Here is a 23704-nt window from a genome sequence, read left to right as displayed (position 1 = left end):
CTATGTAATGAATACAATGTTTCAGAAGGGTATTAGGGCTGTTTTATGGATAAGATATCGGATGCAGTAAGCGAAGCTCTAGAAAAGGCTTTTGAGCTCGCTAAATCACAAAAAAATCCTTACGTAAGCGAAAATCATTTTCTTAAATGTCTATTAGAAAATACTGAGTCACTATTTTATTTAATTATTAAAGAAATTCAAAGCAATCCTAAATTGCTTATTTCTGCAGTCGATAAGGCTCTATCGTTAGAACCTTCAGTTGTTGAAGGAGACTCTATGCCGAAACCTTCTCCAGGGCTGCAAAGTCTACTTTTAGATGCCAAACATGAGGCAAAAGATCTCGGAGATACTTACCTTTCCGGAGATCATGTATTATTAGCTTTTTGGAAATCCAACAAGGAGCCTTTTGCTTCTTGGAAAAACACGGTAAAAATATCCTTAGACGATCTTAAGAAACTCATTATTAATATAAGGCGTGGCAATCGTATGGACTCTCCTAGTGCGGAAAATAATCTCCGAGGCCTAGAAAAGTATTGTAAGAACTTAACTTCATTAGCGAAAGAAGGAAAGCTGGATCCTGTAATTGGTAGGGATGAAGAAATCCGTCGTACAGTTCAAGTGTTATCACGAAGAACTAAGAATAACCCCATGCTCATAGGGGAACCAGGAGTTGGGAAAACTGCCATAGCGGAAGGCTTGGCGTTACGCATAGTTCAAGGCGATATTCCTGAAAGTTTAAAAGGTAAACAGCTCTATGTTTTAGATATGGGAGCGTTAATCGCAGGAGCAAAATATCGCGGGGAATTTGAAGAACGCTTAAAAAGTGTGCTTAAAGATGTAGAATCCGTTGATGGGGAAAGCATTTTATTTATTGATGAGGTGCATACTCTTGTAGGTGCTGGAGCTACCGATGGAGCTATGGATGCTGCAAATTTATTAAAACCGGCGTTAGCACGCGGAACTTTGCATTGCATTGGTGCGACTACTCTTAATGAATATCAAAAGTATATTGAAAAAGATGCCGCTTTAGAACGGCGTTTCCAACCTATTTTTGTAACAGAGCCTTCTTTAGAAGATGCTGTGTTTATTCTTCGTGGTCTTCGTGAGAAGTATGAAATTTTCCATGGCGTACGTATTACCGAGGGAGCATTAAATGCTGCCGTTCTTCTTTCTTATAGATACATTCCTGATCGTTTTCTCCCTGATAAAGCGATCGATCTTATTGATGAAGCTGCCAGTTTAATTCGTATGCAAATTGGTAGTTTACCTCTACCTATCGATGAAAAAGAACGCGAGCTCGCAGCATTGATTGTTAAACAAGAAGCTATAAAACGCGAAAAAGCTCCCGCCTATCAAGAAGAGGCTGAAGCTATGCAACAGTCTATAGATCAGCTTAAAGAAGAACTTTCAGTCTTGCGACTACGTTGGGATGAGGAAAAAAAACTGATTTCCGGTCTTAAAGAAAAAAAGAATTCTTTAGAAAATATGAAATTTTCTGAAGAAGAAGCAGAACGTATTGCCGATTACAATCGCGTTGCGGAGTTACGCTACAGCTTGATTCCTGCTCTTGAAGAAGAAATCCGTAATGATGAAGAAGCATTAAATCAAAGAGATAATCGTTTGCTTCAAGAAGAGGTAGACGAGCGTCTTATTGCTCAAGTAGTAGCAAATTGGACAGGAATTCCTGTGCAAAAAATGTTAGAAGGTGAAGCAGAAAAACTTCTTGTTTTAGAAGAATCATTGGAAGAACGTGTTGTAGGTCAACCGTTTGCTATTGCTGCGGTAAGCGATTCTATACGTGCTGCACGTGTTGGGCTGAGTGATCCTCAACGGCCTTTGGGGGTATTCCTATTTTTAGGCCCTACAGGAGTCGGAAAAACAGAGCTTGCTAAAGCCCTCGCGGATCTTTTGTTTAATAAAGAAGAAGCGATGGTACGCTTCGATATGACTGAGTATATGGAAAAGCATTCCGTGTCCAAGTTGATCGGATCGCCTCCAGGTTATGTAGGTTATGAAGAAGGCGGAAGCCTTTCCGAAGCTTTACGTCGAAGGCCGTATTCTGTTGTCCTCTTCGATGAAATCGAAAAAGCAGATCGGGAAGTTTTCAATATTCTTTTGCAGATTTTTGATGAGGGGATTCTTACAGATAGTAAGAAACGTAAGGTAAATTGCAAAAATGCTTTATTCATTATGACCTCGAATATAGGTTCTCAAGAACTCGCCGATTACTGCGTAAAAAAGGGGAGTGAGGTAAGTAAGGATACTGTGTTGTCGGTAGTTGCTCCGACATTACGGAAATACTTCAGTCCTGAGTTCATCAATCGTATTGATGATATTCTTCCTTTTATTCCTTTAAGTACCGAGGATATTGTAAAAATCGTCGGCATTCAGATGCGTAGGGTTGCCCAACGCATGTTAGAAAGACGTGTAACGTTAACTTGGGATGATTCTGTCATACTATATCTCAGTGAGCAGGGGTATGACAGTGCTTTCGGAGCACGACCCTTAAAACGGTTAATTCAGCAGAAGGTAGTTACACTATTATCGAAGGCTTTACTTAAAGGTGATATTAAACCGGACACTTCTATAGAGTTAACTATGTCCAAAGATGTCATACTTTTCAAAAAAGTTAGTGGTTAATTTTCAAGAAGTACGCTCTTCGAGATTCCCCTTGATTGTGACAACGAGTTTTTTCGTGTTGTAAAGAGATCCTTAGCCTAACAGGCTGAGGAGGCCCTACCCCGTGAGAGCGGGGTAGGAGAGGTGGATGAGATTAGAACTGGATCTTGGATCCGAGATCTACGTTATAGGTTCGAGAAGAGCCCCTGAGTTCGAAACCGAACTGGCTGAACAATTCTATGTTGTGACTTAAAGACAAATAATTTCCTGCTTGTAGTATGAAAGCACTTCGAGCGAGGTTATTAGCTTTAGTTACCCAGACGGCAGAGGTTGGGCTCACTAACAGAGAAGTGGTACAGTCAGGGTTGCTTCTTACGATATCTGGAGCATACGCAGCAGTGAGATGATAAGAAGCAGTATCATTATGAGCGAATCTCTCTAGTTTCACACCGATAGGCATAGACAGGTTGGTGAGATTGCTACTTTCGAAATATCTTCCCTGATCACTATTGTTTTCCTTAAAGTCATCTTGGTGCGCATGCACAAGTTGCAACTTCAAGAAAGGTGAATACATATCGAATATGAGAGAAGATTCTGTTTGGATAGGCACAGTTGCCCCAAGCTCGACTCCGAAACAATCGTTACCCCAATCACCCTTGATTTCTGAATACGTTGTTGTAAGAGGAGCGTAGGTAGTTGTCATGTTTGTTTTCATGTCATTTGAAGCATGACAATAAGTTAACTGTGCGTTAAGGACTAACGGAGCTTCCGCACCGATAGTGTTTTGTAGCAGATTCTGCCAAGCATTCCAGTAAGAGATGTGTTGATAATATAGGGAACCTGCATAAATATTGGCGTTGTTTTTCGACACTAAATAGTCTTTGTCCTTTCCGAAGAGCTGGCAGAAAGCTGCACTGAAAATATCATCAGAAGGAGTTTTTGCGTAGACGCCTAAAGCGTATCCGGCGCTATTGTGACGGAACTTGCGTTTAGTATCAGAACCACTTTTGTGTAGGAAGTTGGCTAGACCGGATACCCAGAATCCTCTATGGTAATCAGCACCATTGACGCTGAGATCCATTAAGTTTTGTATGGCACGGATATCCGAGAAGGAACCCCAAAGAGTGTTAGGAACCAAAGGTCCTTGACGTTCTGGGTTAGGGGAGTAGCCAGTTTGTTCCCAAGTTAGAGTGGCTGTTTGTTTCGTTGTTTCGTTGTTCCAAGTTACTGTCCAATTTCCTTGATAACCGTAATGAGTAGGAGGGGTATAGTTTTCTAGATTGGTTGTGGGTGCAGTAACTGTACTAGTGTTAGTTGTAGCTACTATTGCTGTGAAAGGTTGAGACGTAGCAAGAATGGGATATTCGTAAGCATTACCGTCAGTATCGACTAGATTGACAGCACTGATTGTAACTGTTTTATTTGAGGTTTGTGATGTGACTTTAGCAGGATCTGGAGCAACCCCCCCCCCCCCAACGAGGCGATGTTGATATCCAAATTAGTTAGAGTAATGGATTCTCCACCTGAGGGAGGCGTCTGTAACGTAGTTCCTAAATCCATGACAACAGTGCCTGCTGTCTGTGTGACTTTTTTTGCTTCTAAAGTGACACCATCCTTAAGGACTAAAGAACCGGAACCAATTTTCAAGGGTTGTTTGAAATATGATTGTAGATTGGCCGGAACCTTTTTCTCTTCATCGGATAGCCTTTCTCCTGAGAAAACTATCTTGCCTGTATAATTAGTGCCGCTTTCAGCTTTATTTAGCTCTATTGGGTCGCTAGTATCACCTTGATTAGCGATGGGGTCATAGAAGAAAATCCCGAAGCCATCTTTAGCTCTTAAATTGGTAAATTTCCCAGCAGAACCAAGATCGATGGAATTTCTTGTTACTGAACTATCACTAGTTTTAATGATTTTGTTTCCATCGAAGGTAATATCCCCGAGATCAGCGGTTAGGTTACACTCACTGCTGGTATCATCTAAACAAATAGCTCCGCCTTTAGGTGTCGAATCATGGGACACAGAGTTATTAGAAAATAACGTAGGCCCACCGGAAGTTATGGTGAGTTTTTGAGTAAATATAGCCCCGCCTTTGGTGTTAGAAGAGTTCTCTGAGAAAACGAGGTTCTGATTATTTTCTATTTTTAATTCTGTGGTACCACTGCTTGCTTTACAGTAAATGACGCCACCTTCTGTTTGCGAACAGTTTTTATGGAAGACAAGACTAGAGTTATCTTTGATAGTGGTATTCCCTAAAGTTTTAATAGCTCCGTAACCGGTTGTGCCCGGAGGACAATAAGCACATGAAAATAATGAAAATCCTGAGACGTCTAAGGTTTTCTCGTTACTACTAACATTAATGGCTCCTGGGTTACTGGCTTTAGTAGTAATATTATCAAAACACAAGGTATAACCATTTCCTACGAAGGCAAGGTTACCAGCAGTATCAGTAAAGCAACTATTGGTTAAGCCTTCTCCGCCTAACCCCGCATAGGAAATACATATATTCCCTGTACACGTGTATGTTGTCCCTTCAGATTTGGAGGTTTCTTTAGGTTCAAATTCTTTATCCCCAGCCGTCTTCCCATTATAGCTATCAGCAGAGGTTAAGGTTTTTTGCTCTGCGTCAGCAAAACATAATGAGTTCGAGACAAGTAGGCTCGAGGATATTAAGAACCAGTAGACTGGATGTTTCATAAATTCATGCTTTGGGTGATTTGAGATATCCCAAACCGATCATAAAAATAATTAAAAGTCAAGGGTGTTGGCAAGAGTAGAAAGAGGGAGGCCCTACCCCGTGAGATCGGGGTAGGAGAGGTGGATGAGATTAAAATTGGATCTTCGATCCGAGATCTACATTATAGGTTCGAGAAGAACCTCTGAGCTCGAAACCGAAGTGACTGAAGAGTTCCATGTTGTGACTTAAAGCGAGATAATTTCCTGCTTGTAACATGAAAGCATTTCGCGCAATATTGTTGGCTTTAGTTACCCAAACGGCAGAGGTTGGGCTAACTAATAGAGAAGCGGTGCAGTCAGGATTGCTTCTTATGATGTCGGGAGCATAAGCGGCAGTAACATAATAAGAAGCTGTGTCGTTGTTAGCAAATCTCTCAAACTTCATACCGATAGGTAGGGAAAGGTTAGTGAGATTGCTACTTTCGAAATATCTTCCCTCAGAGCTGTTGTTTTCCTTAAAGTCATCCTGGTGTGCATGCACAAGCTGGAGTTTTAAGAAAGGTGAATACATATCGAAGAGGATAGAAGATGGCGTTTCTATAGGTGCCATAGCTCCAAACTCGACTCCGAAACAATCGTTACCCCAATCACCCTTGATTTCTGTGAGTGTGACGTTTTTAGGAGTATATGTATTTGTCATGTTTGTTTTCATGTCATTTGAAGCATGACAATAAGTTAACTGTGCATTAAGGACTAACGGAGCCTCAGCACCGATAGTGTTTTGTAGCAGATTCTGCCAAGCGTTCCAATAAGAGATATGCTGGTAATAGAGAGAACCCGCATAGACGTTGGAACTATTTTTAGAGACGAAATAGTCTTTGTCTTTTCCGAAGAGTTGGCAGAAAGCCGCACTGAATACGTCTTCTGAAGGAGTTTGCGCGTAGACGCCTAAGGCGTATCCGGCACTATTGTGGCGGAATTTGCGTTTAGTATCTGAGCCACTTTTATGTAAGAAGTTTCCTAGACCGGATACCCAAAAACCTCTATGGTAATCAGCACCATTGACGCTGATATCCATTAAGTTTTGTATAGCTCTGATGTCAGAGAAGGAACCCCAGAGAGTATTCGGAACTAAAGATCCTTGACGTTCTGGGTTAGGAGAGTAGCCAGTTTGTTCCCAATTTAGAGTGGCTATTTTCTCTTGAGCGCCTGATCCTTGTGCCCAAGTTACCGTCCAATTTCCTTGATAACCGTAATGAGTCGGAGGGGTATAGTTTTGTAGATTGGTTGTGGGTGGAGTAATAGAGCCGCCAGAACCAGATTTTACTTCTATTGCTTTGAAAGGCTGAGATGCAGCAAGTATAGGATACTCGTAGGCATTACCGTTGTCATCGACTAGATTGACAGCATTGATTGTGACTGTTTTACTTTCAGTTGTTGCTTCGACTTTAGCAGGAGTAGGAGCGACCCCCCCCCCCCAATGAGGCGACGTTAATATCCAAATTAGTTAGGGTGATGGTTTCTCCACCTGAGGAAGGCGTCTGTAACGTAGTTCCTAAATCCATGACAACAGAGCCGGCTGTCTGTGTGACTTTTTTTGCTTCTAAAGTGACACCATCTTTAAGGACTAAAGAACCGGAGCCAATTTTTAAAGGCTGTTTGAAATATGATTGCAGATTGCCCGCAACCTTTTTTTCTTCATCGGATAATTTTTCACCTGAGAAGACAATCTTACCTGTGTAAGTAGTAGAGCCCTCTTCAGCTTTATTTAATTCTATTTCTGTAGATCCTCCTGTGTTAGAGATGGGGTCGTAGAAGAAAATCCCGAAACCTTCTTTAGCATTTAGTTTTGTAAACATCCCACCGGAGCCGAGATCTATAGAATTTCTTGTTACTGTACTATCACCAGTTTTTATTGTTTTGTTTCCGTCGAAAATAATATCCCCAAGATTAGCGGTTAGGCTACATTCACCGCCTGAATCTTTTATGCAAATAGCTCCGCCTTTAGGTGCCGAATTATGGGATACAGAGTTGTTAGAAAATAACGTAGGTCCACCTGAGACAATAGTGAGTTTATCAGCATAAATAGCGCCGCCGCTTGAAGAGGAGGAATTTTCAGAGAAAACCAGATTCTGATTATTTTCTATTTTTAATTCAGCTTCACTGGTTCCTTTACACTGAATAGCTCCACCGTCTGTTGTCGAGCAGTTTTTATGGAAGACAAGACTAGAGTTATCTTTAATAGTAGTATTCCCTCCAGCTTTGATGGCTCCGTAACCGGTTGTGCCTGGAGGGCAATAGGCACATGAAAATAATGAAAATCCTGAGATGTCTAAGGTTTTATTGCTACCACTAACATTAATGGCTCCCGGGTTACTTGCTTGTGTAGTAATATTATCAAAACAAAGAGTATAGCCGTTTCCTAAGAAGGAAAGACTGCCAGAGTTATCAGAAAAGCAACTACTAGACAAACCTTCTTCACCTAATCCTGCATAAGAAATGCACACATTTCCCATACACGTGTATGTTGTTCCTTGAGATGCAGAGGTTACTTTCGGTTGAAATGCTTGATTCCCCGCCGTGTTCCCATTATAGCTATCCGCAGAGGTCAAGGTTTTTTGATCTGCCTCAGCGAAGCATAAGGAATTCGAGGCGAGTAGGCTCGAAGATATTAAGAACCAGTAGACTGGATGTTTCATAAATTCATGCTTTGGGTGATTTGAGATATCCTAAACCGATCATAAAAATTATTAAAAGTCAAGGGTGCTGGCTAGGATAGACAAAGGGAGGCCCTGCTCCGCACATACGGAGCAGGGGAGGTGGATGAGATTAGAACTGAATCTTGGATCCGAGATCTACGTTATAGGTTCGAGAAGAACCTCTGAGCTCGAAACCAAACTGACTGAAGAGTTCTATGTTGTGACTTAAAGACAAATAGTTTCCTGCTTGTAGCATGAAAGCATTCCGTGCGAGGTTATTGGCTTTAGTTACCCAAACAGCCGAGGTTGGGCTCACTAACAGAGAAGCGTTGCAGTCAGGGTTGCTTCTTACGATATCCGGAGCATAAGCCAGGATGAGGTTATAGGAAGCGATATCCCCTTGAGAGAATCTTTCCAGTTTCACACCGATGGGCATAGATAGATTGGTGAGATTGCTACTTTCAAAGTATCTCGCCTGATCGCTATTAGTTTCCTTAAAGTCATCTTGATGAGCATGAACAAGTTGTAGCTTCAAGAAAGGTGAGTACATATCGAAGAGGATAGAAGATGGTGTTTCTATGGGTGCCATAGCTCCAAACTCAACTCCAAAACAATCATTACCCCAAGAACCTTTAATTTCAGAGTAGGTACTATATTTTGGAGCATATGTATTTGTCATTTGAGTCTTCATATCGTTAGAAGAATGACTATAAGTGAGTTGTGCGTTAAGAACTAACGGAGCCTCAGCACCGATAGTGCTTTGTAGTAGATTCTGCCAAGCGCTCCAATAAGAGATGTGTTGATAATAGAGAGAACCTGCATAGATATTGGAACTATTTTTGGAGACGAAACAGTCTTTGTCCTTTCCGAAGAGCTGGCAGAAAGCCGCACTGAATATGTCCTCTGAAGGAGTTTTTGCGTAGACACCTAAGGCATACCCAGCACTATGGTGACGGAACTTTCGTTTAGTATCAGACCCACTTTTGTGTAGGAAGTTGGCTAGACCGGATACCCAGAATCCTCTATAGTAGTCAGCGTTGACGCTTACATCCATAAGATTTTGTATGGCTCGGATATCTGAGAAGGAACCCCAAAGAGTGTTCGGGACTAACGAACCTTTACGCTCTGGGTTAGGAGAGTAACCAGTTTGTTCCCAAGTTAGAGTGGCTGTTTTTGTAGCTGTTTCGTTGTTCCAAGTTACTGTCCAATTTCCTTGGTAACCGTAATGAGTAGGAGGGACATAATTGGTTAGATTCTCTGTGGGAGGTGTGACTGTACTTGAGGAGGTTGTGGCTGTTATTGCTGTGAAAGGTTGAGACGTAGCAAGAATAGGATCTTCATAAGCATTACCGTCGGCATCGACTAGATTGACAGCCTTGATGGTAATAGCTTTACTTGAGTTTTTTGTTTCGAGTTTAGCAGGAGCAGTACCCCCCCCCCCCCCAACGAGGCGATGTTAATATCTAAATTAGTTAGGGTGATGGTTTCTCCACCTGAAGAAGGCGTCTGTAATGTGGTTCCTAGATCCATAACAACAGTAGAGCCTCCTGTCTGTGTAATTTGTTTTGCGGTTACAGATACACCATCTTTAAGTACAAGAGATCCTGCTGATAATGTGATGGGCTGATTGAAAGTAGAAGCTAGGTTGTCTGTTTGTTTTTTTTCTTCATCGGATAATTTTTCACCAGAGAAGACAATCTTTCCTGTATAATCAACAGTATCTTTTTCATTGATGTTTAGTGCACTAGATCCTCCTCCAGTAATAGGATCATAGAAGAAAATCCCGAAGCCATCTTTAGCACGTAGCTTTGTAAATTTCCCTGTGCCGAGATCTATCGAATTTCTTTTGACTGAACTACCATCAGTTTTTATTACTTTGTTCCCATCAAAGGTAATATCTCCGAGATCAGCGGTTAAGCTACATTCACCACTTGAATCTTTTATGCAAATAGCTCCGCCTTTAGGTGAAGAGTGGGATACGGAGTTGTTAGAAAATAACGTAGGTCCACCTGAGACAATGGTGAGTTTATCAGCATAAATAGCCCCGCCGCTTGAAGTGGAGGAGTTTTCTGAGAAAACAAGGTTGTTATTATTTTCCAGTTTTAATTCAGCGGTAGAGCTTCCTGATTTACATTGAATGGCGCCACCCTCTGCTGTCGAACAGTTTTTGTGGAAGACAAGACTAGAGTTATCTTTGATGGTAGTATTCCCTGCAGCTTTTATGGCTCCGTAACCAGTGGTTCCTGGAGGGCAGTAAGCACATGAAAATAAGGAAAATCCTGAGACGCCTAAGGTTTTATCGTCACCACTAACACTAATAGCTCCGGGGCTATTAGATGTAGTAGTAATATTATCAAAACAAAGAGTATACCCGTTTCCTAAGAAGGCAAGGTTCTCAGTAGCTGTGAAACAACTTTTATTTAGACCTGAATCTTTCCCTGCATAGGAGATACACACATTGCCTTCACAAGTATACGTTGTTGCTGATGAAGTTTCTTTTACACTGAACTCCTCAGATGTTGTATTTCCATTATAACTATCGGAGGGAGTTAAGGCTGTTTGAGCGTCTTCAGCGAAGCTCAAAGAATTCGAGGCAAAAAGGCTCGAGGATATTAAGAACCAGTAGACTGGATGTTTCATAAATTCATGCTTTGGGTGATTTGAGATACCCCAAACCGATCATAAAAATATTAAAAAGTCAAGGGGATTGTCCCTAACTTAGGCAGAACTAAAACCTCTTATATATGTGTATTTGTGATTGCAAAGATAAGTAGGCTTTTGGAAGATGATGAAATAGAAACTATTCCTTATTTCTTTTCATGATCTATCTGTGATCTAAATCATTAGTAAATAAAGAATCACAATATGAGAGAAACCGTGGTATAATTCTCGCATCAGTAAGTTCAGATTAAAGATACTCAGGAAGTACCATTTATGATGCCAAGGTCACTGTTTGCTGTTTTTGTGTTTGTTATTGCTATAGAAGGATTTGGCTCAAAGATATTTTGTGAAGGTACGACTATCCCGCAAGATCAATATGAGGATTTTTGGAATCTTGATCCCTACTGTTTGGAAAGCTTGTGTGCGTATTTTGTGATACATGGTGATCATCAAAGTAGAAAGAAACTAGAAAAATTTTTTCCTCAGCTAACTGTTAATGAACTAAAAACTTTATCTAATTGCGTTTTACTATCTAAAAATCCCGATTATGTTTTTTCAAAAGAAGATGTTGAAGTTATGAAAAAACTAAATCTGCAAGGGATCTCTTTTCTATGCCACAATGATGATGCGTCTTTTCTTCCTGAAAAAGATCTTGCGCGAGCTCTTGTATACGCTGAATTTCCCGGAGAAGAGGGAAAGAGTAAGGCCGAACATTATACACAATATTTAGATATTTTAGCTCTGCGTGCTTATATAGAACGTCAGCGACACTTAGATGGGGAACACAGTCCAGTAGGATCAGAGGCTTATCATAGAGCAACTATAGAAGCTCTGAATACGATTCTATTTTATGAAGAAGGGATTCGTTATCCATCGAAAAATGAAATGTTTTCCGATGAATTTTCTTTTCTATCTTCAGTAGCAGACCGAAAATTCGGTGTCTGCTTGGGGGTTTCTTCTCTTTATTTGTCTTTAGCGCAACGTTTAGATCTCCCTTTAGAATCCGTTACGCCTCCAGGACACATCTACTTAAGATACGGAGGGGGAAAGGTCAATATTGAAACAACTGCAGGAGGAAGACATCTTCCTACAGAGCATTATTGTGATTGTTTAAACGTTGATGAATTAAGAATACGTTCTGAAAAAGAGCTTATAGGCCTAACTTTTATTAACCAAGGGTCTTTTGCTTTGCAAAAGCAACAATATCATGAAGCTGATCTAGCTTATGAAAAAGCTAAGGAATATGTAGACGATCATGAACTCGAAGAGCTTTTGGGTATTGTAAAAATCCTAAAAGGTCAGAGAAAAGAAGGGGAGGCTCTTCTTAAAAGCTCTTCACAAGCACAGACGCTAGGGTCAGTAGCTCATGATTACTTGCAAGGGCACATAGATGAAGCCACATTGAAACTCTTGTTTACACATCCAGGATCTACATACGAAGAGGTCCTTTCTTACCAAGAGGCTTTAAAAAAGGCTGTGCAACGCTCACCCAAATGTTGTGAATCTCGTCGTAGACTGGCTTCTGTATTCCTTCATCTTGGGAAAATAGCTGAAGGCGTGGCTCTTTTAGAGCAGAGCGCTAAGGAAGCGCCTGAAGACATCGCTCTGCATTTGAAATTATCGAAGGTCTTTTGCGATCGTCATGATTATGCAAAAGCTCAAAAATATTTTTTAATAGCGGAAGGCCTATTGAAAGATAGGGGTATACAGGATGAGGATAAGAAGTCGTTTACTCTGTATCACGAAATTCGTAAAAAAATGTTTTCAATAGCACCTTGATATTAATACTTTGGTTTATTGAGATTAATATTAATTTTCTATATACTTAGTTATCCTTTATTTTATTATACATGTTTTATGGCTGCTAGTGTAGAGGGAAATCCAATACCTGCCCGATCGAGTGTTATGGATATTCGCTCTAGGTGTGCAGATCTTATATTAATAATGAACCAGAGAGCTTTGATTGTTCCGCGATGTAGAGTTATTTTAGAACTTGCGGCTGCTATCATAGGAGCAGGGTGTTTCGCGTTATCGATCGCCTCTGCAACTGGTTTCTTAGCTGTTAGTTTGAGTGTTTGGATAGTGCCCACAGGATGTGCTCTAGGCGCAGCTTTGCTAACTTTCGCGATTACATCCACTCTTTTACGACAGGGTGAACTCACTCGAGAAAGAGAATGGAGAAGTATTACTATGCGCTGGTATGACTTAGTAAGTGAAGGATGCATACAGCCTAAAACACGCATAGGACACCCTAAGACTCGCCTAGGAAATACAGCTCATCCTTCTTGAAATGGAGGTGTACTTAAGACGAGTGGATAATAAATTTTTTATTATCCTGTGTTTATGTTTTTTCCTGAAGATGTTTCAATAGAAAAATTATAAATCAATGTTTTAGGTGTATTATGTCGTGTCAACAACTCGTTTCGGACATACGTGATGGTTTAGGTTTTAGTGGTTTTACTTCTGCTCATCTCGTGCAGAATAAATTGTCTGTTAATGTGACTCGCCTGGTGATGACCTTAGTCGCCATGCTTCTTGGTTTAGGTGCTTTAATCTGTGGTATTGGGACTTGCACAGCAGCAGCGCTTACCGTTATTTCTTTAGCTGGTGGTGCTTCTATAGCCCTAGGACTAGTCTTGCTGATGTTAGCTAGCTATTGGGGGTACGGTGCGATATCTAGTTATCGTAATAGATCAGCACAGCTTGCCCAAAATGCATAAACCCTCTAATTCAGTTTCTCAAGCAGAGTGTCAGATTTATTGAGATCAGTAACTCAAGTTTGTTGAAAACCGTTCTATAGTTTTAAGACGATAGAACGGTTTTTTTTATGCGTGAATGTCTTCACGAGCTGATTTTCAATAAATATAGGAAGCGCATAGATATGCCTAAGGGTATGTGTCTCTCCAGTTCACCAATAACTTCTTCTTTGTGATGGTTCCCAAAATGCTTTCATGCTTTGGTTATCCCTATGTAGGCAGCTCTGGTTGGCTTCTGTTTTTATATACTTAAAGCTTAACATTTTATATTGTTCTTTTGAAATTTAAGATAGGAGATGGTTATGGGTTTCGTATCGAACTTCAGCGTAGCTGCTAATGGTTTAGGAAAAATTGATTTATCAAAAGACGCTATTCCTGCTTTTAATAAAAACGAGAATTTATGCTCCCATGTAACCCGAGTTGCTATTGCAGCACTAGTAGCCATCGTAGCAGTAGCATCTCTTATTGTAGGTTGCATGAGCTGCTCTGTTGGTGGAACAGCTGCATACTGTGGTGTTGTTACAATTGCTACATCTTTGGTTGGACTTGCTTGGTCTGCTATTGCATTAAAACGTATGTTTATTAAAGGATAAGATAGGATGTCACCCTTTGGAAATTACTCTATAAAGGGCTTATCTTAGATTAGGGAGAGTCGACTTTTCTTAGAGCATCTCTCTCCCTAGTAAGGGCAGGATGTATGACGATTTTGGAGAGTACTTGGATTTGATAAATCGGCATTTTCCCCATTGTAGCATGAATCCTTGCCCGTAGACTCTATTTACAGATGCATTTTTGAGAATTGTACTACAGTTTTCATGTGATTCATCTTCTCTTTGTCTATGTTTATATCGAAACATAGAGTGGTTGGAGAAGCCACTTGTATCCCGACAGTTTTAAATAAATATGGATCTATTTTTAAAGAAAAGTAGGGGTTCTTGGGATATTTCTAGCTTTATAGAAAAGACTTTTTCTTTTTTCATAATTTAAAAAATATCTCTCTAGTGCTTCAAGAAAATAGATGTGTTTTTTGAAGAGGATGATCAAAGTTTTGTAGCAGGTAAGATTTGCTCTAGAGCGGTTTCTTTCTCGTTATTTTTATAATCAGAGAGGAATCTCTGATTGAATGTTTGAATCTTGTTATATAATCTATGTGCTGTCTCTGGGTATTTATGAAAATAGAGAGGTTTTGATGCCTTTTATTGAAAATGTGAAAGATGTTTTTGGCGGTTTAGGGAGTTGTGATCTATCCGTAGACAAAATCCCTGCATTTAGAGCAGAGCGTAGATGTGTAGATATCAGTAGGGTGGTTATTGCTATTGTTGGCGCTATATTTTCTATTGCAATTTTAGTTCTTGGAGTGACAGCTTTAAATTTATGTTGTCCGACTTCTGCATTGGCAGGCGGATGTGCCATTGTTTCGGGGATCCTTTTATTGTCTTGGGTTGTAGTCATGATTCTTCGTTTATGTGGCGTGGGGAAAATTACTAAAGAACCTTTGGTAAGAGTTGCAGGTATAGAAGAAGGAGATAGGGCCGACCGCGTAGTGACCGATATGCGAGCTGCCGAAGTTTGTAGTTAAGTGACTATAGAAATAACAATAGATTGTAACTAACTGTGGTTAAGAGAGAGTGATGAGCACACAATCTTTTCGCGTGTTGTTTATTCTTAAGAACAAAGAAGGACTTTAGGAGAATCTTTCCAAAGTCCTTCTTTGTTATTCTTGTATATTGCAATCATCCCTTTCCCTTACTATAGTTAGCTCAATATAAGCAGAAGATAGAAAATCTCAAAAAGGCAAGGAGTTTGCTCCATGGAAAGCGAGCAGAATATTGGAATTGAGTTTTTAGGTGACTATAAGATTCTCTGTTATTTGCGAAAGGACTTATGGTGCCAAGATATCCTTGCTGAGCACCGTTTTATAAAAAAACGGTATATTTTAAAACTACTGCATTCGGAATTTTCCTCATCAGAAGCATTTATGAATGCTTTTCATGAAACTATTATAAAATTAGCAACAATAAAACATCCTGGCATTCTCTCTATAGAAAATGTTTCACAAGCAGATAATCAGTATTTTTTAGTCACTGAAGAAAAAGAAGTTCCCACGCTTTCCTTAAGTCAATATCTTTCTAGTTTCCCTCAGGGATTATCAGAGTTAGAAATTCAAGAGATTGTTGTACAGTTGGCAGAGGTTTTAGATTATGCACACTCTAGAGGGTTAGTTCATGGTGGCCTGAGTTTAGACTCTGTACATGTGGATCTTTCAGGAGAGTCTCCTACGGTGTTTTTACCTGAGTTAGGATTTTCTTTTTTGCTCAAGGATCACTATACTCAGCATCTTTTAACAAAGTTTCCAGAGAGATCATCTTTAGATAAGTTAAAGGAATTACTTGTATTTCAAGCTCCAGAACCTATGTCAGGAACAATTTCTGAAGATGTTTATGCTTTTGGAGTGATTGTTTACTTTTTATTATTTAGAAAGTTCCCTCAGGGAGTCTTTCCTTTGCCATCGGAAGCTTTCCCTGATTACATTTATTCATGGGATCAATTAATTAAATCCTGTTTGAGTTATTCTATAGATAAAAGACCCAGGAAACTGACTCCCTTAATTGTAAAAAAAACACTGGGAGAACAGCTCCTTACTGCGAAAATGCAGTGTAAGGAAGAACAATTGAGGGAAATCAGTGACGAACCGCAGGTCCCTAGCGTTGCGAATATTTACCGGGAAGGTGAGAGCAGAATACATCAAGAATCTTCTGATCATTCAGCCTTTGTTCTTGTAGAAGCAAAATCTATAGACGAAGCTATGGATACTTCTGTAGATTCTAAGGAAGAGGTAGTTAGGGAAGACGAAAGCTATGCTAATGCATTGCAGTCCTTATTAATACGCGAGCCTGTGGTTAGCCGTTATGTAGAAGAAGAAAAAGAAGAGGTGAAACCTCAACCCTTGCTCACAGAAATGGTATTTATCGAGGGAGGAACTTTTATCCGGGGGAGTCGTGAAGGACAACGAGACGAACATCCTGTACATGAGATTTTCCTGCAGAGCTTTTTCTTAGATATCCATCCTGTGACTAATGAACAATTTGTGCGTTATTTAGAATGTTCGGGAAGTGAACAGGATAAATATTATAATGAGCTTATCCGTCTTAAAGATTCACGAATACAACGGCGTTCAGGCAAGCTGGTTATCGAGCCAGGTTATGCTAAACATCCTGTTGTTGGTGTTACTTGGTACGGTGCTTCTGGCTATGCTGCTTGGGTAGGGAAGCGTCTCCCTACAGAAGCTGAATGGGAAGTAGCCGCGTATGGAGGTGTTGCTCAACAGCGTTATCCTTGTGGTGAAGAAATAGATAAGAGCCTGGCGAATTTCTTTAGTTCTGATACAACAGCAGTCATGAGTTATCCTGCCAATGCCTATGGATTATATGATATGGCAGGAAACGTCTACGAGTGGTGTGAAGATTGGTATAGCTATGATTTCTATGAACTTTCTGCTCAAGAATCACACGCGCCTCAAGGCCCTGCTCAAGGAGTGTACCGCGTCTTGCGTGGGGGATGCTGGAAAAGCTTAAAAGATGATCTCCGTTGTGCTCATCGTCATCGTAATAATCCTGGTGCGGTAAATAGTACCTATGGCTTCCGCTGCGCAAAAGGAGTTAAGTAAATACTGCATGCAAAGTACATATTCCAGAGAACAATATCTCTCTCTGTGTAAAGATATCGAAGAAGATGATTATCGCTATTATGTTCTTCATAATCCCACAATCTCAGATTATGACTATGATATGAAAATGCGGCAGCTTCTTTCTATAGAAGCGCAGCATCCTGAATGGAAGGTATTATGGTCTCCATCGATGCGTCTTGGGGATCGAGCTTCAGGAAGCTTTCCTATTGTAGCTCATGCCCACCCCATGCTTTCTATTGCTAATGCCTATACTTTAGAAGAGCTTTATGAGTTCTTTTCCCGTATGGAGAAAGCGTTGGGGTATACCCCGAAATACACTCTAGAAATAAAAATAGATGGTATTGCCGTAGCTCTTCGTTATGAGCAGAGAGTCCTTTTACAAGCTTTAAGCCGTGGGAATGGACGTAAGGGAGAGGATATCACAGCAAATATCCGTACGATACGCACGCTTCCCCTACGTTTATCAAAAGAGGCTCCAGAATTTCTAGAAGTTCGAGGTGAAGTATTTTTTTCACGAGCAACTTTTCGTCAGATTAATGCGGCACAAAGGCAAGCGGAGAAACCTGAATTTGCTAATCCAAGAAATGCTGCTGGTGGCACTTTGAAATTGTTGTCTGCTAAGGAAGCAGCACAAAGAAACTTAGAAATTTCTATTTATGGATCGTTGGCAGAAGAGAATAAGCGATCACATTATGAGAATCTCCTGTTGTGTAGAGAGTGGGGATTCCCCGTATTGGGTCAGCCACGTCAATGCCAAACTATCGATGAAGTCGTCGCCTCTCTCCATGAGATAGAAGCTTTGCGAGATCAACTTCCCATGGAAATCGATGGTGTGGTGATCAAAGTAGATGATATAGAAGATCAAAAAGTCTTGGGAATGACGGCGAAGCATTATCGCTGGGCACTCGCATACAAGTATGCGCCAGAACGCGCTGAAACTATTTTAGAAGATATCTTAGTTCAAGTAGGCAGAACGGGAGTATTGACCCCAGTGGCTAAGCTGCGACCTGTAGTTTTGTCAGGATCTAGAGTTTCTAGGGCTTCTCTATACAATGAAGATGAAATTGAGAGAAAAGATATCCGTATAGGTGACACCGTATATGTAGAGAAGGGCGGAGAAATTATTCCTCAAGTTGTTGGTGTTTGCCTAGAAAAGCGTCCGGAAGGCTCACAGCCTTGGGTTATGCCCGAATACTGTCCTGTGTGTCATGGGAAGGTAACTCGCGAATCCGATAAAGTTTCTGTTCGTTGTACGAACCCCCTGTGTTCTGCAGGAGTTATTGAAAAAATCCGCTTTTTTTGTGGAAGAGATGCTTTAGATATTGATCATCTTGGTGAAAAGGTTGTTACGAAGCTATTTGATTTAGGGTGTATTCATCGACGCTGTGATATTTTTCAAATCACTGAAGAAGATCTCCGCCATGTTCCAGGATTTAAAGATAAATCCATAAGAAACGTCCTTAAAAGTATAGAGAAAGCTAAAAGTGTGCCTTTAGATCGTTTTCTTACTGCTTTGGGTATTCCTTATGTGGGTATAGGCGGAGCCAACGCTCTTGCACAACATTTTCTTTCTTTAGAGTCTGTGATGTCTGCCTCTTTGGATGATCTAAAATCTGTAGAGGGAATTGGAGATAAAGTTGCAGAATCTATAGTTGCTTATTTTAATCAACCAGAACATCGCGAAGAGATTCAAATAATGCTTTCTCTAGGGGTGCATGTTTTACCTTACCGCAGGGAAAGTTCTTCGTGTTTAGGGAAAACCTTCGTAATTACGGGCAGTCTTGAAAAATTGACGAGATCCGAAGCAGAAACTTACATTCGCAATTGTGGAGGTAAGGTAGGTTCTTCCGTGTCTAAAAACACCGACTATCTTGTTGTGGGCAAGGATCCTGGGTCCAAGTTACAAAAGGCCCAAGAACTGGAAATTCCCATTCTTAGTGAGGATGAGCTGTTAAAAATTCTTTACTAAAGTTACATTATCCCATTTGTTAAGTTCTTAATTATTTTTATTAATTAAAAATTATAAGAACAATCCTTACATATATGATTTAATATAAATTCTTTTAGAGTTACAATGCTTATCTGAAAGTTTAATTTTTTCTTAAAATTAGTATATTTTTGAGGTTGTCTGTGTCTATTTTTCTAGTTAATGGAGACACTAATCAAAATTCTCTGAGAGAACAGCTGGATTCTGTTTCCTCACCATCTCCATTGAGCCCGGAGGCACAAGGCCTGCGCGCGGGATTAACAACTCAGCAAGCTCTTTTAGAAGCTGTAGAGGGAGAGCTCTCCTCTATGGAACAAACGGATCTGAAAAAGATGCGTTTGTACAAGATTGCCCTGATTATTTTGACACTAGTAGGACTAGCAATTCTTTTTGTTATTCCTGTAATGATGATTTTCAATATCAGTTTATGGATCCCTGTCGTTATTACACTAGGTGTGTCTTTATTTAGTGGGCTTGTCAGCACGAAATTACGCGCACGTTGTCAAGAGATCAGATCAAAATATCGTTCTTTACAGGTGTATCACCGACATCTGCTCAGTAAGCATCAGGATTTAAGGAGCTCGACGTTATCTAAGTATCATATTGAGATGCCTAAGGGGGGATCTTTAAAAGAGAAGCTCCTTGCTAAGCTACGTCCAGACATGAGCCAAAATACCTATGATGGAGGAGCCAATCTTGATAAGACTCTTGGGATATCTGGGGAAATTAACTCACGTTATCAATGTAACGCACTTTTAGGTATTGATAGGGTTGATGATGCAGCCTGGCAAAAACGCCTTTCTGATGTGTTGAATGCTAAGGTCGAGTTATTAAAAAATAATTCCGCATACTCTGCTTTACGCACACTTTCTAACTCTGCTCTTCAAGAAACTGGGGTAAATTTGCCGGCACTCCTCCCAGGAGCAGATTTCGTAGACCTTGCAAAATCTTTGATGAGTATCTGCGGATTTGGAAATAAAGTAGGCCTGGAGATTCGTCAGACTATAGACCAGTATGAGCGCACATACTTATATAGCAAGACGCTGTCGTCCTGGTTATTAGATATCACACCGGCTACACGTTTATATTTATCTCAAGAACAACAAACTGTGGATATGACCTTAGATATATTCACAAAGCTGCAAACGCATATAACTAAGGTCCAACTTGCAGATTGGTTAGAACAGTTTGAATCTTGGAAAATGGATGTATATGCTTTATCCGAAAATCCTACGTTAGCTGATCTACATCAAAAAATTAAAACCGGCGCTCATAAGCTAAATACTCATGAGAGTATCGACTCTGCGCGTCAGTTGATGGTTAGAAATATTTTAGATCAGCTTGAGAATATCATTACAGAACACTCATCCGGGAATATTGAAGAGGCAAATACGATAAAAACAACTCTGCAATCATCGATACAGACAGAGGTGAAGAGCCTACGTAAATTCCTAGGGGATAGGCATGCAAATGCTGCAGATTTATCTAATAAAGTGCAGACAGAGTTGATCGGGTATCTTGCGAATCTTGGCAACCTGAGTTCTTTATTTGATAAAATCCATAGGTGTATACAGCTTGGAAAGTTTGTCCGTATGGACATAGAGAAGGCTGTCAAAAAACATCCTGATAATCAGCGTGTGAGAATTCTGAGTTCTATCAACCAACTGTTAAACTTAGTGAATAAGGATAGTTGGGGGGCTGTATCTACGAAACCTGTGGAAGAGATTCTCCAAGAAAAGCAGGCAATTATTCAAGACTTAGGAAAAGCCCGTCAGAAGGTTGAAGAGTGGAGCGAGAAGTATAACACCTTTAAATCTCAAAAGATGTCTCTAGTCTTGATGAGTGATTTCTCAGAGAACTATTCTACTATAGAGTGTGAAATTGATAATTTAAGGACATCGCATCATCAAGCTGAGGCTGTCACAGAGTTTATAGACAGATGTCGTACTTTCTTGGATACGACCTATGATGCTCTTGGAGGGGCTGCTGCTCTTCCTACTAAAGAAGATATAGCTGCATGGGCCGAAGAGTTTAAAGCTCTTATGGGAGAGTTGGACGCTATTATTCCTGACGTTCAGAGTATTGGGCAAAGAATTCAAGTTGAAGGGACAACTACAAAATCCTTGTTATGGCAGGCACTGACCAGTAGAGAGTCTTCATTAAAGGAAGCATCCAAGAAGAAGGAAGGAGAGCTCGTAGCCGCTATTAAAGCGAATCAACCGGGAACTCAGGAAAATATCGATGTTTTACTTGATTCAGGTATTGATCATATACAAGCGATCCTCGAGGAGATGACTCATTTAGAGCAATCTTTAAGTTCTCCCGATAATATTGCTGTTGAAGAGGTAATACGCGCATCTAATCAGCTATTTTCAGTTATACGTGATCCTAGATCTGATAAGTTAGCAGATTTAGAAACAGTATTGTCATCCTATGGTGAACAGAATGTCCCTACCGCGGTTGCAGAACTTGGAGAGATCGCCGAGAGTACAGCGCAAACGGTTAGTGATGCTCAGAGTGTAAACAAGAGCTTCTGGGAAACACGCAATAAAGACTTAAGCAATTTCTTGAGTCAGGTACAAAAAATAGCCAGTAAGTGGAACAAAACACAGTCTTTGGTGACGTTTGTCTTGGGTCTGGGTATGCTGATCGCCAGCTTATCTCTATTGTCTCTGCAAATGGTATGGTTGCCGATAGGTCTTAGTGCTGCGGCACTGGTCTTACAAATCGTTCCCATGGTTTTTGACCACATCATCGAGAAGAAAACTTTTGATGTCCGTGTAGCATCATTAGCTAAAGATTTACTACCTGCAACAAAGATTCTCCCTTCAGAATTTAATAATCCCGATGTGGAGCGTCTTTCTCGAGTTCAAGATATTTTACAACTAGAAGGTTTTGAGTATAGCTGGGCTAGGGGAGTAATTCGTGATTTAGATAGAGATCCTTCTAATAAGAAGGACGATTTCAAAAAATCTATCCAAGATCTTAAAAGTTTTTCAAAATCTTTAGATAAAAGGATTCAGAGACGCTTCGGCACTACAGATCTTCAAAGTGTTATAGATCGTAAAAAAGCAGCTGAGGAAACCGCTAGAGTCCAAGAGTCATTAGTTCCTGATCAAGGGGAAGCCGCGGATCACATAGATCACATTGTTCCGCAACCCACAGATGCTGCTAGAGAAATGGTCTTAGCTAGTGGTCAACGACGTTTAGATGAGATTACTGTAGAGATCGGTCGACTAGAAGAAGAGGAAAACAAGATAGTCAACTATCGCATGCGTTATGATAATGAGATGCTAAGTTATCGTCAGCAGATGTCTTATAAAAATCAGCTACAACAGCGTCTTGAAAATACTAAAGCACAGTTTCCTGAGTTAGAACAGACGCTTGTTGAGAGTCAAGCTGTGGCGGATGTCCTATCTCAAATAGTGTCTCAAATACCAGATCAGCAAGTCGATACTAATGAGGTAAAGAGTAGGGTAGACACTCTTACTCAACTGATGTTTAGAATTGCTGACCCAGATGCTTCTGATGATATTGTCAACGAAGCTAAACGTTTATTCGATAATCTAGTTAAAGAATCTGCTGAAGCTGGGTACCTGCACGAGATTCAAAATGCATTAGAACTCTCTTCCTGCTTAGGGAAAAATGACGTCAGACTTGATCAATACCGTAGGGATCAGCTAGCACGTTTCGAAGTCTCTAGGGCAAGAACTTTAGACGATCTATCTCAAAGAACGGTTGTAGGTGAGCAAGAGCTCCAAGTGCGTAAGAAAGCATTGGAGTACTTAGGTATGAGTCACATCTCTCCATTCTTGGAGTTTTCTTCTCCTATTCCTGGTAAGGGATGGTCGCTAGCTCAAGATGCTCTACAAGAGCTTCAGCTCTTAAAGCAAAAAATTTCTAACGGAGAAGAAGTTTCCATAGAAGAGTATCGCAAAGCAAAAAGACTACTTGCTTCTTACTTAAGAGTAGAAAGAAACTTATCCCCGCTAGCTTATGGGACGTTGCTAGGAGACGAAAACTTCGTTAGAAGTACACAAATTATCAGAGAAGGGAAATCGCTCCAAGAGGTTGTGACGGTAAACGCAACCCTGGGTAGACACCACTTGTGTTCTTTAGCATCGCAACGTATTGATAGTTGGATAATGAAGAATGTACAAAAGAGAAGAAATACACGATTAGTTGCTAGTTTACTAGAACGTATCCGTGCTAATGAGAGTGCAGACGGTCAGAATCAGGATCTATTTCGTAATGTGTACGAGACATTCTTGCAACAGCCGAAGTATATTTTGACGCGTTTGGTGAAAGATTTCAAAGTCAAAGCACTGATGGCCACACAAAAGATACAAAATGCTAAAGAAATCGAGAAACAATACATGATGGCCTCGAGTATAGTTGGCGAAAAAGATAAGATGTTTGCCCAGGGCCGTGCGGCATGGGAAAGAGAACTAGAAGTTTTATCTCAAGCTCTTCAAGAGTTACAGGAAAGAAAACGAGCATTAACTCAAGAAAAAGTTACGCTAAGTAATGCGTTGTACCCCAGCCATTCCTAGACCTTCTCGGGTTAAGGAACAAGAATCGCCATAGTACAGAGTAGTCAATCTGGAAGAGGTATTTA

The 23704-nt window shown here is 40.4% G+C and carries 13 protein-coding genes and 3 pseudogenes; 9 read left to right on the top strand and 7 right to left on the bottom strand.

Going from position 1 to position 23704, the window contains the following annotated elements; translation table 11 throughout:
• Nucleotides 1-45 precede the first annotated feature (45 nt).
• Complete coding sequence (locus FI836_RS00710) at nucleotides 46-2640, top strand: ATP-dependent Clp protease ATP-binding subunit (RefSeq protein ID WP_014943893.1); 2595 nt, start codon at nucleotides 46-48, stop codon at nucleotides 2638-2640.
• 133 nt (nucleotides 2641-2773) lie between these two features.
• On the opposite strand, the gene FI836_RS05200 is transcribed toward FI836_RS00710, so the two are convergent.
• The 7 genes and pseudogenes from FI836_RS05200 to FI836_RS05275 all read right to left on the bottom strand — a co-directional run bounded on the left by FI836_RS05200 (nucleotide 2774) and on the right by FI836_RS05275 (nucleotide 10634).
• Nucleotides 2774-3757, bottom strand: a complete 984-nt coding sequence (locus FI836_RS05200; RefSeq protein ID WP_016982188.1) for an autotransporter outer membrane beta-barrel domain-containing protein — start codon at nucleotides 3755-3757, stop codon at nucleotides 2774-2776.
• A 99-nt stretch (nucleotides 3758-3856) separates the two neighbouring features.
• Nucleotides 3857-4027, bottom strand: a pseudogene (locus tag FI836_RS05290) (autotransporter subunit beta); the annotation flags it as partial.
• Complete coding sequence (locus FI836_RS05195; RefSeq protein ID WP_181146655.1) at nucleotides 4009-5316, bottom strand: chemotaxis protein; 1308 nt, start codon at nucleotides 5314-5316, stop codon at nucleotides 4009-4011. The pseudogene FI836_RS05290 and the gene FI836_RS05195, both read right to left, overlap by 19 nt.
• A 130-nt stretch (nucleotides 5317-5446) precedes the next feature.
• Nucleotides 5447-7994 (bottom strand): annotated as a pseudogene (locus FI836_RS00700) (autotransporter domain-containing protein).
• Nucleotides 7995-8124: 130 nt separating this feature from the next.
• On the bottom strand, nucleotides 8125-9048 hold the full coding sequence (locus tag FI836_RS05285; protein ID WP_235672860.1) for an autotransporter outer membrane beta-barrel domain-containing protein: 924 nt from the start codon (nucleotides 9046-9048) through the stop codon (nucleotides 8125-8127).
• A 156-nt stretch (nucleotides 9049-9204) separates the two neighbouring features.
• A pseudogene (locus FI836_RS05280) lies at nucleotides 9205-9375 on the bottom strand (autotransporter subunit beta); the annotation flags it as partial.
• Nucleotides 9357-10634, bottom strand: a complete 1278-nt coding sequence (locus FI836_RS05275) for a hypothetical protein (RefSeq protein ID WP_235672859.1) — start codon at nucleotides 10632-10634, stop codon at nucleotides 9357-9359. The pseudogene FI836_RS05280 and the gene FI836_RS05275, both read right to left, overlap by 19 nt.
• A 294-nt stretch (nucleotides 10635-10928) precedes the next feature.
• Between FI836_RS05275 and FI836_RS00690 the strand changes: the two genes are divergently transcribed.
• From FI836_RS00690 to FI836_RS00655, 8 genes are all read left to right on the top strand, one after another.
• A complete protein-coding gene (locus FI836_RS00690; RefSeq protein ID WP_006343290.1) occupies nucleotides 10929-12434 on the top strand; it encodes a transglutaminase family protein in 1506 nt (501 codons plus the stop codon).
• Between the two features lie 165 nt (nucleotides 12435-12599).
• Complete coding sequence (locus tag FI836_RS00685; RefSeq protein ID WP_006343289.1) at nucleotides 12600-12944, top strand: hypothetical protein; 345 nt, start codon at nucleotides 12600-12602, stop codon at nucleotides 12942-12944.
• 113 nt (nucleotides 12945-13057) lie between these two features.
• Nucleotides 13058-13375, top strand: coding sequence for a hypothetical protein (locus FI836_RS00680; protein WP_006343288.1), 318 nt, complete (start codon nucleotides 13058-13060; stop codon nucleotides 13373-13375).
• 338 nt (nucleotides 13376-13713) lie between these two features.
• Entirely contained in the window at nucleotides 13714-14004 is a 291-nt protein-coding gene (locus FI836_RS00675; RefSeq protein WP_006343287.1) for a hypothetical protein, read from the top strand.
• Nucleotides 14005-14534: 530 nt separating this feature from the next.
• The gene (locus FI836_RS00670) at nucleotides 14535-14990 is read left to right on the top strand and encodes a hypothetical protein (protein ID WP_014518397.1); all 456 of its coding nucleotides are present in this window, start codon (nucleotides 14535-14537) and stop codon (nucleotides 14988-14990) included.
• A 231-nt stretch (nucleotides 14991-15221) separates the two neighbouring features.
• Nucleotides 15222-17078 (top strand): SUMF1/EgtB/PvdO family nonheme iron enzyme, encoded by a 1857-nt coding sequence (locus tag FI836_RS00665; RefSeq protein ID WP_014943886.1) that lies wholly within the window; start codon nucleotides 15222-15224, stop codon nucleotides 17076-17078.
• Between the two features lie 7 nt (nucleotides 17079-17085).
• Nucleotides 17086-19068 (top strand): NAD-dependent DNA ligase LigA, encoded by a 1983-nt coding sequence (ligA, locus tag FI836_RS00660; protein ID WP_006343283.1) that lies wholly within the window; start codon nucleotides 17086-17088, stop codon nucleotides 19066-19068.
• 161 nt (nucleotides 19069-19229) lie between these two features.
• Entirely contained in the window at nucleotides 19230-23639 is a 4410-nt protein-coding gene (locus tag FI836_RS00655) for a hypothetical protein (protein WP_139934554.1), read from the top strand.
• Nucleotides 23640-23704 lie beyond the last annotated feature (65 nt).

It is taken from the genome of Chlamydophila parapsittaci (assembly GCF_006385615.1).
GTDB lineage: Bacteria > Chlamydiota > Chlamydiia > Chlamydiales > Chlamydiaceae > Chlamydia > Chlamydia psittaci.
This window is presented reverse-complemented; position numbering and strand designations above follow the sequence as displayed.

Coding starts and splice junctions, on each gene's coding strand:
- FI836_RS00710 (WP_014943893.1), top strand. CDS start 46: ATGGATAAGATATCGGATGCAGTAAGCGAAGCTCTAGAAAAGGCTTTT.
- FI836_RS05195 (WP_181146655.1), bottom strand. CDS start 5,316: ATGAAACATCCAGTCTACTGGTTCTTAATATCCTCGAGCCTACTTGTC.
- FI836_RS05285 (WP_235672860.1), bottom strand. CDS start 9,048: ATGGATGTAAGCGTCAACGCTGACTACTATAGAGGATTCTGGGTATCC.
- FI836_RS05275 (WP_235672859.1), bottom strand. CDS start 10,634: ATGAAACATCCAGTCTACTGGTTCTTAATATCCTCGAGCCTTTTTGCC.
- FI836_RS00690 (WP_006343290.1), top strand. CDS start 10,929: ATGATGCCAAGGTCACTGTTTGCTGTTTTTGTGTTTGTTATTGCTATA.
- FI836_RS00685 (WP_006343289.1), top strand. CDS start 12,600: ATGAACCAGAGAGCTTTGATTGTTCCGCGATGTAGAGTTATTTTAGAA.
- FI836_RS00680 (WP_006343288.1), top strand. CDS start 13,058: ATGTCGTGTCAACAACTCGTTTCGGACATACGTGATGGTTTAGGTTTT.
- FI836_RS00675 (WP_006343287.1), top strand. CDS start 13,714: ATGGGTTTCGTATCGAACTTCAGCGTAGCTGCTAATGGTTTAGGAAAA.
- FI836_RS00670 (WP_014518397.1), top strand. CDS start 14,535: ATGTTTGAATCTTGTTATATAATCTATGTGCTGTCTCTGGGTATTTAT.
- FI836_RS00665 (WP_014943886.1), top strand. CDS start 15,222: ATGGAAAGCGAGCAGAATATTGGAATTGAGTTTTTAGGTGACTATAAG.
- ligA (WP_006343283.1), top strand. CDS start 17,086: ATGCAAAGTACATATTCCAGAGAACAATATCTCTCTCTGTGTAAAGAT.